The organism is Mesorhizobium caraganae, from assembly GCF_016836705.1.
Classification (GTDB): domain Bacteria; phylum Pseudomonadota; class Alphaproteobacteria; order Rhizobiales; family Rhizobiaceae; genus Mesorhizobium; species Mesorhizobium caraganae.
The window spans coordinates 1-13,995 of the sequence record NZ_JAFCGY010000001.1; the positions used below are offsets into that span (position 1 = coordinate 1).

Annotated in this window: 11 protein-coding genes; 4 read left to right on the forward strand and 7 right to left on the reverse strand. The window is 61.7% G+C overall.

What is annotated here, in order from left to right; translation table 11 throughout:
* The first annotated feature begins 289 nt into the window (after nucleotides 1-289).
* On the forward strand, nucleotides 290-1,297 hold the full coding sequence (locus JQK88_RS00005; protein WP_203277116.1) for a methyltransferase: 1,008 nt from the start codon (nucleotides 290-292) through the stop codon (nucleotides 1,295-1,297).
* 461 nt (nucleotides 1,298-1,758) lie between these two features.
* Here JQK88_RS00005 and JQK88_RS00010 read toward each other — a convergent pair whose 3' ends face one another.
* The 5 genes from JQK88_RS00010 to JQK88_RS00030 all read right to left on the reverse strand — a co-directional run bounded on the left by JQK88_RS00010 (nucleotide 1,759) and on the right by JQK88_RS00030 (nucleotide 9,824).
* Complete coding sequence (locus JQK88_RS00010) at nucleotides 1,759-3,714, reverse strand: CHASE2 domain-containing protein (protein WP_203277117.1); 1,956 nt, start codon at nucleotides 3,712-3,714, stop codon at nucleotides 1,759-1,761.
* A 15-nt stretch (nucleotides 3,715-3,729) separates the two neighbouring features.
* Nucleotides 3,730-4,533 carry a FecR family protein gene (locus JQK88_RS00015; RefSeq protein WP_192258917.1) on the reverse strand — a complete coding sequence of 268 codons (804 nt, stop codon included), beginning with the start codon at nucleotides 4,531-4,533 and terminating at the stop codon, nucleotides 3,730-3,732.
* 10 nt (nucleotides 4,534-4,543) lie between these two features.
* Nucleotides 4,544-5,818 (reverse strand): tetratricopeptide repeat protein, encoded by a 1,275-nt coding sequence (locus JQK88_RS00020; RefSeq protein WP_203277118.1) that lies wholly within the window; start codon nucleotides 5,816-5,818, stop codon nucleotides 4,544-4,546.
* A gap of 460 nt (nucleotides 5,819-6,278) precedes the next feature.
* Nucleotides 6,279-7,466: a magnesium transporter gene (locus JQK88_RS00025; RefSeq protein WP_192258919.1), complete on the reverse strand. Its 1,188-nt coding sequence runs from the start codon at nucleotides 7,464-7,466 to the stop codon at nucleotides 6,279-6,281.
* Nucleotides 7,467-7,691: 225 nt separating this feature from the next.
* Nucleotides 7,692-9,824, reverse strand: a complete 2,133-nt coding sequence (locus JQK88_RS00030; RefSeq protein ID WP_203277119.1) for an adenylate/guanylate cyclase domain-containing protein — start codon at nucleotides 9,822-9,824, stop codon at nucleotides 7,692-7,694.
* A gap of 383 nt (nucleotides 9,825-10,207) precedes the next feature.
* Between JQK88_RS00030 and JQK88_RS00035 the strand changes: the two genes are divergently transcribed.
* Both JQK88_RS00035 and JQK88_RS00040 read left to right on the forward strand, forming a co-directional pair.
* Nucleotides 10,208-10,741, forward strand: coding sequence for a winged helix-turn-helix domain-containing protein (locus JQK88_RS00035; protein WP_203277120.1), 534 nt, complete (start codon nucleotides 10,208-10,210; stop codon nucleotides 10,739-10,741).
* A gap of 76 nt (nucleotides 10,742-10,817) precedes the next feature.
* On the forward strand, nucleotides 10,818-11,765 hold the full coding sequence (locus JQK88_RS00040; protein ID WP_210388204.1) for a hypothetical protein: 948 nt from the start codon (nucleotides 10,818-10,820) through the stop codon (nucleotides 11,763-11,765).
* A 487-nt stretch (nucleotides 11,766-12,252) separates the two neighbouring features.
* Here the strand turns inward: JQK88_RS00040 and JQK88_RS00045 are convergent, their stop codons facing one another.
* Nucleotides 12,253-12,477 (reverse strand): hypothetical protein, encoded by a 225-nt coding sequence (locus tag JQK88_RS00045; RefSeq protein WP_203277122.1) that lies wholly within the window; start codon nucleotides 12,475-12,477, stop codon nucleotides 12,253-12,255.
* A gap of 36 nt (nucleotides 12,478-12,513) precedes the next feature.
* Nucleotides 12,514-13,182 (reverse strand): ArsR/SmtB family transcription factor, encoded by a 669-nt coding sequence (locus tag JQK88_RS00050; protein WP_203277123.1) that lies wholly within the window; start codon nucleotides 13,180-13,182, stop codon nucleotides 12,514-12,516.
* 70 nt (nucleotides 13,183-13,252) lie between these two features.
* On the opposite strand from JQK88_RS00050, the gene JQK88_RS00055 reads away from it, so the two are divergent.
* Nucleotides 13,253-13,993, forward strand: coding sequence for an MBL fold metallo-hydrolase (locus JQK88_RS00055; protein WP_203277124.1), 741 nt, complete (start codon nucleotides 13,253-13,255; stop codon nucleotides 13,991-13,993).
* Nucleotides 13,994-13,995: the final 2 nt, after the last annotated feature.

Consider the following 13,995-nt stretch of genomic DNA (forward strand, 5'->3'; position numbering starts at 1 on the left):
GGCAAGTTCCTCTCGTTGAAGGAACTCCATGGTCGGATCGCAGCTTCTACCCGCTCAAGACCAATACCTGTCGCGCCATCTCAGAACGAGGCGCCCCTCCCGCGAAGCGGGTTCGTGCATGAGGCGCGAAGCGGTCAACGTGCAAAGGCCGCTGGCGCCAGTTGCGGACGTTCTTGGGTACGGTCCTCAGATCGTTTCTCGCCAATAGCTGCCTACCCGTGCCTTTGCTGCCTATAATGACGCGGAGCGTCAATCGGGCTATCGTCCGGGTTGGATTTCGGGGGTGACAATGGCCGTTGAACCATTTGCGGAAGTTGCGCTGCACATGCGGGGGTTTCAGGTTTCTCAGCTGGTGTTTGTCGCGGCAAAGCTACGTCTCGCCGATAGGGTTGGGGATGGTCGAACCATCGCCGAGCTTGCGGCGGACAGCAGTGCCCATCCTGAGATGTTGCTGCGTTTGTGCCGGGCTCTCGCTGCCTTCGGCATCTTTGCCGTTGATGATGCGGGCAGAGTAACCCAGACACACCAATCGGCATGCCTGAGAAGCGACGCATCACCGACCCTCCACTACGCAGCGCTGTACTGGAGCCTGCCGAGTACCTGGGCCGCCTGGAGCAACCTGCACCACACGATCGTGACGGGGGAGCCTGCATTCGAGGCGACCTTCGGTATGCCGAACTTCGAGTATCTCAAGGCCAATCCCGAGCAGGGCGCCGTTTTCGATGAGTTCATGCGGCACAGTCCCGATGATCGTCACGCGGCGGTGGCAGCAGCCTACGACTTCTCTGGTGCCGGGATCGTAGTGGACATTGGAGGCGGGAGTGGTGGCTTGTTGCGCGCTATCTTGGATGCCCACACTGACGTGCGCGGCATTCTCGCCGATCAGGCGGGGATAGTGGCTGGAGCAGCTCAGACACTTGGGCCGCAGGCCGACCGCTGCGAAGTCATGGCCATCGATTTCTTCGCCCGCGTACCAAAGGGCGGGGACATCTACTCCATGGCCCAGATACTGCACGATTGGAACGACGAGAGCTGCCTCAAGATCCTAGCCAATTGCCGTGCAGCGATGAACCCGGGAGGACGATTGCTTGTGATAGAACGCGTTCTCGAAACCTTGTCAGGACGCAGCCTGCCGATGAACTTCCTCTCCGACATGAATATGATGGTGTTGTTTCCGGGTGCCAAGGAGAGGACTCTTGCAGAGTTCAGCCGCCTATTCCGCGAAAGCGGGCTGAGGGAACCGCAGATCATCCCCACCCGTTCACCATATAGCATCCTTGAGACCTGTCTCGCCTGACCTGCGCGTCGACGACGACTCGACAACAACGGTGCTGAACAGCCCTGAGCTGCAGCCATGGTCAAGCCCGGACACCCTGCCGCCTCAGGCGAGTCAGCTTTTGGGGCACGAGGAAGTAGCCCTCAATGGCGGACTTCGAGGCGCATTTCAGACTGGCCGCTCTGGGGCCGGAAGCGGAATGGCGGTTTTTGGCGTCGGAAGAACGATAGCGGACGCAACTGTCAGAAGGACTGAAGCCTTGGCCTGACCCCTTCCGGTCATTGCATGGGCTGCTCCGACCGACTGCTGGGGTGGCAAACCGACGTTCCACAGCGACGCTCATGACTCCAGATTTGCGGGGTGCCTCTCTCAAATCCCACCAGCGTCCTGCTATGAGCGGGTCGACTTCTCCAAAATTGAGACACGGCATAGGGCCGGGCAGATGGCGGCGAACCAACCGCTCAGCAGGGGCGCCAGATTGGTCACCACGTTGGCTCTCTCCTTCGCGGCTCAGCAGCTTGCATCTCCGGAACGGTGAAAACCGGTACCTCGCCCTTGAAACCCTGGAGCTCAAAGGCGCCCGCCTGGACGACCGGCATCGATGCTCCTGCCGCAAAGCCCGGTCCAAGTACCAGGGGGATGCCCAGCTTCTTGGTCGTCGATTCGAGCCGTGCCGCGCGATTCACCGGGGAGCCGATCGCGGTGTAATCGAAGCGCCGTTCGGAGCCGAAATTGCCTACCGAGCAGATGCCGGTCTCGATGGCGACGCCAATTTCGATGGAGCGATGGCCATCGGCCGTGAAGGCGGCGTCTTCGAGCTTCACCCGCTCGATCAGGGCAAGGCCCGCCTTGAGCGCACGCTCGCGATGATCGGGTTGATCAAGCGGTGCGTTCCAGAAGGCCAGCACCGCATCGCCCATGAACTTGTCGATGGTGCCGTCGCGCTTGAGGATCTCATCGGTCGCAATGCCGAGGAAATGGTTGACCACCTTGGCGATTTCTTGGGTGTCGAGCTGTTCGCTCATCGTCGTGAAGCCGCGTATGTCGCTGAGCAGGATTGTGATTTCGCGCTTCTCGCCGGACAGGATTGCCTCGGTGTCCGAGCTTGCGAGGCGCTGCACCACGGAGGGCGAAAGATATTGGGAGAACTGTCGCGTCAGGGTGGACCGGCGCTGCTCGCTGCGCCTGTACAGAACATAGCCTTCGAAGCCCGCAACCATGATCGTTGCAAGCGCCGGCTGCAGCGGGTCATAGAGTGCGCCTTGCAGGCTGTACTCGAGAGCGCCGAACATGAACGGGGTGACGGCCAGCAGCGCAAGGGCGAGGGCGCCAACCACGACACGCCCGGCGAGCACTCCTGAAAGCCCGATGAAAACGACGGCGCTCAGGAGAAACCAGAGCCGCTCGAGCATTCTCGCGTGCGTTGGCTCTGCCAGGTAGCGCCCGGCAATCATCTGGGCGATCGCATCGGCGTGGATGTCCGCGCCTGGTCGCCCTGGATGTGTCGGCGTGGGCAGGTACTGCGTCAGTCCCACAGCCGACAGGTCGACAATGGCGATAGCGTCCCGCAGCCGCGGATCGCCATGGCCCGAAAGGATGGTGCTGGCAGACAGGCGGGGCGTATCGGTGGCGGTTTCCCAGAGGCGGATGCCCCCCTCCGGCTCGAGCGGCACAATGGCCCCGGCCATCCTGAGTGCGTCGAACCCGGCTGCATTCATCCGGGTTATGTAACCGTCCTGTCCGGCGTAAAGGCGCAGGAGCTCGAGCGAGAAGGACGGCCACAGCTGCACGCCTTGAGCGGTGTTGCGAAGCCAAAGCAGCGGCACATGGCGCAGTACGCCGTCGGGATCGGGCAAGGTGCGGATCACGCCGAGGCCCACGGCGGCGTTCGAGAACTCGGCAAGCGAGCCGGTCAAGCCGGTGAAGCCGGGAAGTGTATCCGGGACTTGCCCGACGATCGACCAGCCGGCTTTGGGTTCTGCTTCTGAAACCGTCGCCTCATTGCCCAGGCTGACGGCAAGCGCCGTCCGATTTTTGGCCAGCGCCGCGGCCAGGCGCTTGTCTCCGGCGATGCCCTCAGGCGAGGTGTCGGCTTCGGGGAGTACCAGCGCAAGCCCGACCACCGACGCGCCGGATTGGGTGATGCCATCGACCAGATCGGCCAAGAGACCACGGTTCCAGGGCCATCGCCCATGTGCGTTGAGGCTGGCGTCGTCTATCGAGACGATCACGACAGGATTGCTCGTCGCCTGGCGTGGGGTGAGAAACTGGTAGAAGTCGTACGTGCGTTCGCGCAGGCGCGACAGAGGCCCGTCAAAAGCCAAATGGCAAGCGAGCAGCAAAAGAATGAGCACAAGACCGGATATCTTGCGCCTCGCGGTCCAGCGCCAATCAGCCCAACGTCGATCAGCCCAGCGCCAATCAGCAAAGGGGCTCATACCGGGCGCCCGGGCTTAATTGCAGAAGCGGGAGCAGCCATCGCCCTCGCCATCGCCCCTCCGCCCCCCGCTGCCCACAGGTGGCGTTGGGCTGTCAGGGAATTCCATGACCACTCCTGGCAATGCGCCGTCCGTGGAGTCGCAGACTTTGAGCGAGCCGCCGAGTGCCGACGCACAAATTGCGCTTACGTCCAATCCAGGGCCCAGTGCGCCTGGCAGGCCGGTGCCGGCTATCCGGTCGATACTGTCCAATATCGGGAAGGTGTCGATTCCGCCGTAGCCGGTCAGCAGCTTGCCATCTTCCGATGTGCAGGCGTAGCCGGGGTTTGTGATGACTAGCCGTTTGCCATTGATCGTGCAGGTCATACGGCCGGCGCGCAGTATGCCGACAGTCTGGCCGGCTGCCACCAGCACTTCGATGATGCCGCCCCTCGCCCCGAGCACCATGTGCGGCGTCGCAACCTGCATGACGCCCCCTTTTGAAACCTGGCCGCCATAAAAACGGGCCAGGCCGCTGTTCATGCCGATGTCGATCTTTCCTGATCCGGAGCCCGGATTATAGACGAATTCATCGATCGTCAGGCTGGTGTTCGGACCTATCTTGGCGCTCGATTCATCCCGGAACACCAGCATTCCAAGACCGGTGGGATCGCTGCGCAGCTGGTCGCCGAGTTCGACGCCGGCACCAACGTTCATTGTCCCACCGTTATTGCGAACGATGTTGGTCTGATAGGCTGTCATCGATCCGACCGTCTCAGCGGCGGAGGGTGCAGCGAAGGCAAGGCAGGCGATAAGAGTGGCGATCAGACGGTACCTCATCGCGGCCCTTTCAATTGAGCGTCAACGTATAGCTCATGAGCATTTCGAACGATCTTCGGTCGCTGTTAGCGACGGCGAAGTTGGTTTCTCTGTAGGCGAGATCAACGCTGATCTTCTGGGCTTCCGTCATCTGAAAATCGCTTTCCGAGGCAATGCGCCAGAAGTCGCTTTTGATACTTGTGCCGATGCCGACAGACAGATCGGGAGTGTCGCTGTGGCCGGCCGAGAAGGCGATCTGGTGCGACCATGCGAAAAAATCCGGTACGGTCATCAACAGGCCGCCATAGCGGACCTCGCCCGTGTAGCTGCGGCCGATTTCGCCAGATCCTGAAGCGAAGTCATTCGAGCCGACAAAGCGCAGTCCGAGCGCCTGGCCATTACGGAAGCGGTAGCTGCCGCCTGCCTCATAGAAGACCCTGCTATCGGCGAAAATGCCTTGCGAGGCGCTTAGATCGATGTAGCCGCCACCGGCGAAGAGGGTCGTCTCGACCGTCGGGCGAACGAGGAAACGTCCGCTGAGGCCGACCCCGGTTTCGTGGATATCGCTGTCGAAACGATCTGTAACGGCAAACGCGGAAAGCAGCAGGCGAAGCGAATCAATCCCACTGTTGGGCAGCCCCTTGTCCCAGGTAATCGCTGCGTTGCCGTGGACAAAAGTCTTCTCGCTACCCGGAACCGACAGGTCTTCCGTGAAAAAACGCTCTGTCGCCGTCAACGAGCCCGAAAGAACGAGGGCGTCAGCACTTGGCGTGCCGAGGTCCCACCGAACAAAGCCGTCGGCCCGCCCGTAGGGCGAGACGAAGCTGTCGTCGCCCTGCGCCCCGCCTGGCTCAAAATCGGTGAATGCGCTGAATACGCCTCCAGTCAGGGCGAGTTCCCAGGTAACGCCACGCAACGCGCGCTCGATGCGGGCCAGCAAGCGAACAGCTTCCTGCTGCTCACTTTCGGTCAGACCGCCGACTTCGATGCCGTACTGCACCTGCCGCCGGGCCAATTCATAGGACCCGACATGATAATACAACCGGCTGGCCGCAAGCCGGGCGCGCGCATCGCGGGGGTATTTGATCAGATACTGCTCGATTGAGGAGATCGCCTGATCGTATTGTCCCGCGTTGACCGCAACCGTGACGAATTGGGCGAGCGTTCCATTGTCGGCCGGACTGGCGATTCGGGCCGAAAACGCATCGTCATAGCCCGCAAAAAGACCTTGTGCGCCGGCCGGCAATACGCCGCTGAAAAGCAGCGCTGCGGCACAGCCGAAGATCGTTCGAGCCGAAGATTGCATGCCGAGAACCCCACCCGACCCGACTAGTGCGTAGGATTTAGCACGACTACAAGAAAAAAGGCGACGAAACCGTCACCAGACCATGCGAGCTTCAGCAGCTGTTGCAGCTGCGCAACAAACCGTCGGGTTTATTCCTATTTCGGCTGCACTGGTTGCCAAAACATCTTCTCAGCGTTGCTGGACGTAATTGGAGTATTCCGCACTAGTGGCAAATAATTCAAATCCCTAAGTGGGACAAGATTTATATTGTTTGCACGATTCTGCGCGTATCTGGTCACCGAACGAGGCTTCAAGGTCACCCAAGGCTTATCCAAGGTCTTCCGTCGCGTTGCGCAAAGGGTCGGAGAGCTGAGGTGCTTCTCACGATGTGTCCGCGATGCGGCCCGGCTCTCGCATTTCGCTGAACGCGACGAGGTCAGCTTACCCCAATTCCCAGGGACGCGTCCCTGGCCGCGCCTTGCTACAGCACGAGCATGGTGGCCAGCCCCAGCATCAGGCCCATGCCAATAATATCGGTCACGGTGGTGAGAAAGATTGCCGAAGCGACCGCCGGATCGGCGCCCACCCGACGCAGGCCCAACGGGATCAGCACGCCGGAGATTCCGGACATGAGGCACGCTCCGGACATGGCAAGCAGGATCACGAGTGCCAGCATGGGCGCTTGGGCCGCCGACTCCGGTTGCCTCGAGGCGTAGAACCACATCGCCGCAGCCGCAACAAGGCCGACGAGCAGGCCGTTAGCGATCCCGAGCGCGCCCTCTCTCATCACCAGGTGCAGCTTCGGTCGTTTGTCCACATCCCCCAGGGCAAGGCCACGCAGCGTCATAGCCAGTGCCTGGCAGCCGGTGTTTCCGCTCTGCCCGGCCAAGACCGGGAGGAACGCCGCCAGGGCGACGATCTTCTCGATCGTGCCTGTGAACGAACTGACCACGAATGCGGCCATGAAGGCCGTCAGGAGGTTCAACTGCAGCCACGGATGACGCTTCAAGAAGGCTGAAAACAGCGGCGTAAAAGAGCGCTCCTCCTTCTGGACACCTACCATCTGGCCAGACTGGGCAGAAATCTCGATGATTTGCTGCTCGAACAAGCGCCAACCGCGAACCTGCCCGAGCAGCCGGTTCTCGGCGTCCACCACCGGGTAGACAGGGTAGTGACGCCGTACCGCTGCCTCGCATGCGTTGCTCAAAGAGAGATCGACATTCAGAGCAAACGGCCTGGGCAGCATGATCTGATCGACAATGGCGTCCGGTTCGCTCAGCATCAGATCGCGCAGGACCACCAGGCCAACCAGTTTATCGCCCTCGTCCGTGACGTAGAGATAAGTGAGCTCAGTCGGCACCTGGGCGCGTCTGACAGCTTCAACCGCGGCAGCAACGGTCGTTCCGACTGGAACGCTGGCGGAAATCGGGTCCATCAGTTCGATGAGCGACTCGGGTATCGCGACACCCTCGCCACTGCCATGAGACCCGATGGGCCGCATGTGCAGTGGCAAATGCTCGGCCACCTTTCGGGCGTGCCCGTCCGGCAACAGCTTTAGTGTGTCGCGGATGAACTCGGGAGACTCTCTGGCGAGCAATTCAGCTGCGTCATCGGGTGCTCGGGCACGCAGTGTGCGCACCAACTTCTGAACGCCGGTCTCTTCTTTCATTTGCTATGGCCCCCAATTGAAGGTCATATAGTATGTAAAGTATCGGATCGCACCAGCGCGGAATACGACAGCTTCTTGCGGCCCCGGCAGTTCATTGTGGTTCTCGAAGTTATTGCGGGCTGAGGCGCGAAGCGGGTCCCCTCAGGGCGCCCGGTCGCGCCTACGGCGAAAGCCATTGACGGCGAACAGGTGGATGGCAAGCCGGCATCGGAGCTGTCCCCGCGACTAGAATCTCAATACCCAGGCTTCCACTTTTCCCTTGCCTTTGACTTCGATAGCGCCGCGCGGCTCGAAGACGAATTGGTCCTTGAGCTGTTCGTAGACGGGGCGCGTCACCTGAACAGAGTCGGGAACTCCGCCAGACTCCATGCGGCTCGCCAGGTTCACTGTGTCACCCCATAAATCATAGATGTACTTACTCTTCCCAATGACGCCGGCGACCACTGGCCCGCTGTTGACGCCAACCCTGAGCTTCATCGAGACGTTGTGTTCCATCGCGTGCTCGCGGGTAATGTGGACCATGCGGATGGCCATGCGGACCATACGCTCGGCGTGGTTGGCCACCGGCACGGGTAGGCCGCACACCGCCATATAGGCGTCGCCCACCGTCTTGATCTTCTCGATGCCGAGATCATTCGCGGCAATGTCGAAGCGCGTGAAGAGTCCGTTGAGAAACGTCACGACATCGTGCGGCGGCATTTCCGATGTCAGTGCCGTGAACCCGACCAGGTCTGCGAAGGCGACCGTGACCTCGGCGAAGCCGTCGGCGATCCTCTCCTCGCCAGCGCGCAGCCGATTGGCGATCGGTGCCGGCAGGACGTTGAGCAGCAGCTGCTCGTTCTCGCGGTTCTTGTTCTCGATCACGACATTCTTTTGATGCAGATCCTTAACCATGCCATTGAAGGCCGAGCAGAGTTCGCCAATCTCGTCGCGCGTGCGGACCGGCACGCTGGTCGCGTAGTCGCCAGCGGAGAAGCGTTTCACCCCGGCAGTGAGATCGCGGAGCGGTCCGAGCAGCGCGCGCGAAAGCCAGGAGGCGGTGGCGGCGACCACGAGCATCGCCAGTCCTCCGACGAGCAACAGATCCCGGCGGAGTTCGGCGATCGGTGCGAAGGCCTCGGCGCTGTCGATCTTGGCGACGAGAGCCCACTTGACATCGGAAATCGCGAGCGGTCCCCATGAGGCGAGCGTCGGGACGCCACGGTATCCGATGATCTCGCCCGTGCCCTCGACACCGGCGAGCGCGGCACGGGAGGCCTCGGTGTCGACGCGCTGATGCAGCACTGGTGTCCCGTAACGCTGAATGACGGCGATTTCCTCGTCCGAAGTGCCCACGGATTTGAGGTCGGCGAAGAAGTTATCCCGGTTCTCGTAGAACGCCCGCGGGCCAGAGCGCACCAGATAATCGGGCCCGACGAGATAGGCCTCACCCGTGTTGCCGAACCCTTCCTGCCGCCAGCGGCGGTTACCGGTGACGACGTTGTCGATCTCATCATTCGACAATTTCGCGACCAGCGCGCCGATGACGACGCCCTGGGCAATCACCGGTGCTGCAATGAAGGCGATCGGCGCGCCGCCTGATGGCGCATAGGAGGCGAAATCTACGAGGCAGATGGCTGACGGGTCTGCGATCTGCGAGCAGCGGGCGACGACGGCCGCGACGTTGGTGCGGCGGTACGGACCCAATTGAAGAGACGTGGTGAAATCCACCTCCTTCTCGACCGTATAGATCAGGCGACCTGATTTGGGATCGGCAATCATGAAATCGAAAAAGCCGACCGTGGTAGCCGCAGCGCGCATCAATGGATGATATATGGCATGCAGCCTGGAGTATTCGCTCCCGTCGCCGGCGTCGTCGAGAAGCTTGCGCCGCTCCGCCGGGTTGGGATTGTCCACAATGTAGTGATACTGCAGATAGTAGGGGGCAGCACCGACCGGCAGGTAGTCCGACAGGGCTGGCTCCCTACCGAGGGTGCGCGTCATTCCGGGCATGAAGTTCTCAGCGTACCAATCGCCGACCTTCTGCCGCAGTTCAGGCGGAGCGCCTGCCCGGTCGAGTTGGTCGACCGCGGTCCGGAACTCGCGTGTCGCATCGACCACCATCTTGGAAGTGGCAAGCAGGCGCAGTTCCGCCTGGATTGTGCGGAAGTAGGTTTCGACCTGGCGCGTCTTGGTCTGACGGGCGGCCGTGAGTTGGTCGAAGACTGCTTTTTCGAGAGCGTCGCGGGCGCGGAAGTAACCCAGCGCCCCGGTGACCATGACTGCGATCGTGCCAAGAAGGACGAGGGTTGTAAACAGCTTTGCAGCCAATCCCCAGCCCGCGGGGCTGGATGAGCCGGTCACATCTGAAGAAGACATGAGATCTTACTTTGCTTTTGCATCAGGTCCGGAAACAGGAGATTCGGCGTCGCGCCGGACGGCAAGCCAGGATCGTGTTTCACCGTTTCCCCCTCTCCCTCGCATATGCATACCAAATTTACTGCGAGACGTGTGCGGGAATGCGTTGTCGGTTTCCCCGTGGGACCGCACGGCAGAAGCGGCCATGGAGAATGGTCTGAGGGCTTGCTTGCTTCTCGTGAATTGCGTTTTGGATGCTACCCCATCCAAAGCCCAAGGTGGCGCGCTTGAACCTGGATAGCAGGTACCGCGGTTCGACTAGGCGTCCGGAAAGCGGACGCGATGCACTCTGGCTTTTGGCGCGATGCGGGTTGGGCGAGCAAGATACTGCCAGCGAGCGTGCGATGACCAGCCTGGGAAGACAGGCTATGATTGTGTCTATGGAAGATGCACACAACTCCTTTGGCCCGTTCGTGCTCGACGGCACGGACCGCTTGCTGCGCCGCGACGGGCAGCCTTTGCAGTTGGGACAAAGAGCGTTTGACCTATTGGCGGCGTTGGTCGAGGCGAATGGAGCGGCAGTCGACAAGAACACGCTCATGAACCGAGCCTGGCCTGACCTGTTCGTCGAGGAAGCGAACCTGTCAGTGCAGATCGCGGCGCTACGCAAGGCAATGGGTAAAGGGCCGGACGGACAAGAGTGGATCGCAACGGTGCCCCGGGTTGGCTATCGGCTGCTACGGCTGTCGGGCATCGAACCTCCGCGGAGGCCTGCGGTTCAACGCCCGGTCGTGGCGGTGCTGCCGTTTGCCACTTCACCCGATGATGCGGAGCAGACCTATTTCGCCGATGGCGTGGTCGAGGACCTGAATACGGCGCTGTCGCGGTTCAAAGACCTTCGCGGTGGTGTCCCGCAGCTCCGCATTCAGCGATCGTGAGCGCCGGCTCGAACCCGGGGTGAGGTATCTCCTCGAGGGCACGATCCGGCGGCACGGGCCGCAGTTGCGGGTCAGCGTGCGGCTGGTCGAAGCGGAGACGGCGACCCATCTCTGGGCGCAGCAGTTCAACGGTGGCGGTGCGGAGCTGTTTGCGTTCCTCGACGGCATTGTCGAGGCCGTGGTCGGATTTGTCGAACCAGAAATCCGGAAGGCTGAAATCGAGCGAGCACGCCGTAAACACCCCGGGAATCTCGACGCCTACGACTATTATCTCAGAGCCTTGCCGTTGTTCCGGGGCACCTCTGCAGCGGGGCGGGCCGAGGCGATCCGCCTGCTCGAAGAATCAGTGCGGCTCGACCCCGGCTTTGCAACCGGACTCGCTTATGCGGCATGGGCCTATGAAAGGCAGGAAACATTCGGGCCAGGCGCGACGCCGGCCGAACGGGCACGGGCATTGGAACTTGCCGAGTCGGCACTGGTCGTCGGCTCCGGCGATCCATTGGTGGGGGCGATTGCCGGACTGGTGCTGATGGCGTTTGGTGGGCAGTGGCAGCGTTGCCTCGTCATGATGAGCGAAGCGATGACGGCCAATCCGAACAACGCCACCGTGCTGTCGCTAACAGCATTCTGCAACATGATGTTCGGCGATCTGGATTTCGGACGCGACCTCTATCTCAGGGCGTTCGAGGCATCGCCCGGCGCCCTCGACAATTACGAGTTGCTGGTCGGAGTCGGCCTCGCCGACCTGTTCAAGCATGAGTATCAAGAGGCCGCAAACTGGTCGCTCCGCAGTATCGCAGCCAACGGGGACTGGCTTGCTGCCTACTGGACACTCGCCGCGGCCTACGCCCATCTGGACCGTATAGAGGAGGCGCAAGCCGCAGTCGCTGCGATCCTCAAACGCGCGCCGCATCTGCGGGTGTCGAGCATGATCCGCAACGGCAACCGATTCCCGGAACCGTTCCGCGGCCAACGGCACGATGTTCTTATCGAAGGCCTGCGCAAGGCTGGGCTGCCGGAATAGGCCTCACACAATTTGGATCATTTTGGCCCCGGCCTTGGGACACAAAGCGGGGTCTGGTCACAGTTTTGCGCGTGCCGGCGACATCCGCCGAACAACACGAGGAACTGACCATGAGAGCGAACGATACGAAGATCGCATCAATCGAAGCTGGACGCTGCAGTCTTTTCTCCCAGGTGTGGAGCCGGGTGGTCAACTGGTTCGACCGGGTATGCGCCCGCGACGCCGCCCCGGTTGATCCGACATCGCATTTCTCGCTACGCGAGTGGGCGGACTTGCCGACACACCATCCTGCCCCGGATGAATAAATCGACGGGTTGGTCTTGCTGTCCGATCGCTATCCATTCCGGCCAGCCGGGCGTGTCAGACATCGCCTCAGGTCCGGATCGCGGTATCCGACGATTCAACTATTCAATCGATTCCGCTGATCGCCAGCGCGAGTGGACCAAATGCTCGTGCCTGTCGAACAGAGCCAGTTTGTCGAAATAACCTAGCCGAAGCCCAGCCCCTCAGCCGAGGGACGGGCGCGGCCTTCTTTCCGCAATCGGCGCACGATGTCGCCGTCCGGATCAAGCACGCACACGGAAGGCACGGGCTCCAGCGGCAGGCCTTTCTGCCGCCGCGCCTCACGCAGCATGTTTTCAACCTGAAACACGGACTCGGCCGAATAGTCCTTCAGCTCAAGCAGCGGCGACTGCGGAATTAGCGGCGTCATATTGTTCGTCCAAGAATCTTTGGATGCTGAACCACTTCAGGCCGCTGCCTCAACCGGAAGGCCTGCAGCCTTCCATTCGGGATAGCCGTCCTCGAGCCGGTGAACGACATATCCTCGCATCCGCAACGCCGCGACAGCTTCAAAGGACAGAACGCAATAGGGACCACGGCAATAGGCGACGACCTCTCGGTTCGCGGGCAGCTCCGCCAGCCGGCGATCAAGCTCAGCGAGCGGGATGTTGAGCGCCCCCGGAAGATGTCCGAGCGCGAATTCGTCCTCCGGCCGGACGTCGAGAACCGTGACGAGGCCATCATGCAGCCTTGAGACAAGGTCTTCGCGCGACACTGCCTCCAGCGCGTCGCGAGCGTGGAAGTAGTCGGTCATGACGCGATTGACCTCGGCGACGTTCCGCTCGCCCACGCGCCCCAGCGCCTTCATCAATTCAACCACCTGGGCATCTCCGGCAAGACGATAAAGCACATGCTTGCCATGCCGCTGCGCCTCGACAAGTCGCGCGCGTCGAAGAATTTGGAGGTGGCGCGAGGCGTTGGCAAAGTTGAGGCCAGCCCGTGCCGCAAGTCCCTCGACGCTGCGTTCGCCCTGGGCGAGGTGCTCCAGCAATTCCAGCCGGTGCGCATGCCCGAGAGCTTGAGCCACTTCGGCAAGGCTGGCGAAAATTGCCTGTTTTGGCCCGATGCTTGACATGCGATCTTCTCGATGAAACATTCAGCAGAATAATTGACTGTTACCTCAGGCGAGGTAGAGAGCGCAAGTCATGATCCTCCGTCAATTCCTCCATTCCGATCCGGTCGCTGCATCCTATCTGTTCGGCTGTGGTGGCAAGTCGGCCGCCGCCGTCGTCGACCCGGTCGGCGACATCGCGCCGTATCTTAGGGTTGCCGAGGCAACCGGCATGCGCATCCTCTATGTGGTCGACACGCACATCCATGCCGACCACATTTCCGCCGGGCGGGCGCTTGCGGCTGCCTCCGGCGCCCAATATGTGCTCTTCGAAGGCGTGGAAGCGGGGTTCCCGTTTCTGCCCGCCAAGGACGGTGACGTGCTCGAACTCGGCAACGTGACCATGACCGTCATGCACACGCCCGGGCATACGCTGGAACACATTTCGCTCCTGGTCACCGACAGGACACGCGCGGCCGAGCCATGGTTCGTGCTGACGGGCCACACTCTCATGGTTGGCGATCTCGGACGAACCGAACTTGCAACCAGCGCCGAGGCCGGCGCGCGGACGCTGTTTTCCAGCGTGCGGCGTCTCAAGCAACTGCCAGATCATGTCGAGGTGCTGCCCGGCGCCTTTTCCGGCTCGGTCTGCGGGCGCTCGCTCAGCGGCAAGCCGACATCGACGATTGGCTTCGAGAAGCGCTTTAACAAGGCGTTCCGCATCGACGACGAGGAGGCCTTCGTCGCAACGATGATCGCAGACATACCGCCTCCGCCGCCGGATGCGGCGCGCAATCGCGCCGCCAATGCCGGCTTGGCCGCCGCCGCGGCCTGACC

What these genes read in the sequence shown, in the direction of transcription:
- JQK88_RS00020 (WP_203277118.1), bottom strand. Translation starts at nt 5,818, where the DNA reads ATGCAATCTTCGGCTCGAACGATCTTCGGCTGTGCCGCAGCGCTGCTT.
- JQK88_RS00010 (WP_203277117.1), bottom strand. Translation starts at nt 3,714, where the DNA reads ATGAGCCCCTTTGCTGATTGGCGCTGGGCTGATCGACGTTGGGCTGAT.
- JQK88_RS00005 (WP_203277116.1), top strand. Translation starts at nt 290, where the DNA reads ATGGCCGTTGAACCATTTGCGGAAGTTGCGCTGCACATGCGGGGGTTT.
- JQK88_RS00045 (WP_203277122.1), bottom strand. Translation starts at nt 12,477, where the DNA reads ATGACGCCGCTAATTCCGCAGTCGCCGCTGCTTGAGCTGAAGGACTAT.
- JQK88_RS00050 (WP_203277123.1), bottom strand. Translation starts at nt 13,182, where the DNA reads ATGTCAAGCATCGGGCCAAAACAGGCAATTTTCGCCAGCCTTGCCGAA.
- JQK88_RS00025 (WP_192258919.1), bottom strand. Translation starts at nt 7,466, where the DNA reads ATGAAAGAAGAGACCGGCGTTCAGAAGTTGGTGCGCACACTGCGTGCC.
- JQK88_RS00015 (WP_192258917.1), bottom strand. Translation starts at nt 4,533, where the DNA reads ATGAGGTACCGTCTGATCGCCACTCTTATCGCCTGCCTTGCCTTCGCT.
- JQK88_RS00055 (WP_203277124.1), top strand. Translation starts at nt 13,253, where the DNA reads ATGATCCTCCGTCAATTCCTCCATTCCGATCCGGTCGCTGCATCCTAT.
- JQK88_RS00030 (WP_203277119.1), bottom strand. Translation starts at nt 9,824, where the DNA reads ATGTCTTCTTCAGATGTGACCGGCTCATCCAGCCCCGCGGGCTGGGGA.
- JQK88_RS00035 (WP_203277120.1), top strand. Translation starts at nt 10,208, where the DNA reads ATGACCAGCCTGGGAAGACAGGCTATGATTGTGTCTATGGAAGATGCA.